This window comes from Cellulomonas citrea (assembly GCF_009829685.1).
Lineage (GTDB): Bacteria > Actinomycetota > Actinomycetes > Actinomycetales > Cellulomonadaceae > Cellulomonas > Cellulomonas citrea.
This window is the reverse complement of record NZ_VWSD01000359.1, coordinates 1-582: the sequence shown is the minus strand read 5'-3', so window position 1 is coordinate 582 and position 582 is coordinate 1. Positions and strand designations below refer to the sequence as shown.

2 protein-coding genes are annotated in these 582 nt (G+C 62.0%); one reads left to right on the top strand and one right to left on the bottom strand.

Annotation, left to right across the window (positions count from 1 at the left end; translation table 11 throughout):
- On the top strand, positions 1–261 hold a 261-nt coding region (locus tag F2B26_RS16725; protein WP_201292818.1), incomplete at its 5' end, for a TetR-like C-terminal domain-containing protein.
- Here F2B26_RS16725 and F2B26_RS16720 read toward each other — a convergent pair.
- Positions 258–582, bottom strand: a 325-nt coding sequence (locus tag F2B26_RS16720; protein WP_159811219.1) for an S-adenosylmethionine:tRNA ribosyltransferase-isomerase, incomplete at its 5' end; no start/stop codon positions are given. The two genes, F2B26_RS16725 and F2B26_RS16720, sit on opposite strands and share 4 nt — an antisense overlap.

Below are 582 nucleotides of genomic sequence, written 5' to 3'. Positions count from 1 at the left end.
CCTGCCCTCTTCCGTCTTATGTTCACAAGCGGCGAACCGGTCGATCACTCGGACGAAGAGGATCCCGCGCACGCATTGCTGACGCAATATTCACAGAGCCTTGCCGCGCACCCAGAGCGGGCTGAAAGTCTCGCTCTACAGGCCTGGGCGATCGTCCACGGGATCGCGATGCTGATGCTCGACGGGCGCATCCCGGCCGACGACGCGCTGTTGGATCGTCTTCTCGCTACCGACAGCCTTTTTCCGACCTACTCGGCTTAGGGCAGCAACAGCGAGGAATCGCCGTAGCAATAGAAGCGATACTGATGCGCAATGGCATGCTCATAGGCCGCCATCACACGCTCCCGCCCCATCAAGGCGCTGACGAGCATCATCAGTGTCGACTTCGGCAGGTGGAAGTTGGTCATCAGCCCGTCGACGGCACGGAACCGGTATCCGGGGGTGATGAAGATTGAGGTATCGCCAGCGAAGGGCCGGATGGTCCCATCCTCCCCGGTCGCGCTTTCGAGTAGTCTCAAACTGGTAGTGCCAACCGCGATCACGCGGCCACCCGAAGCGCGCGCCGCATTCAGGCGGTCGGCG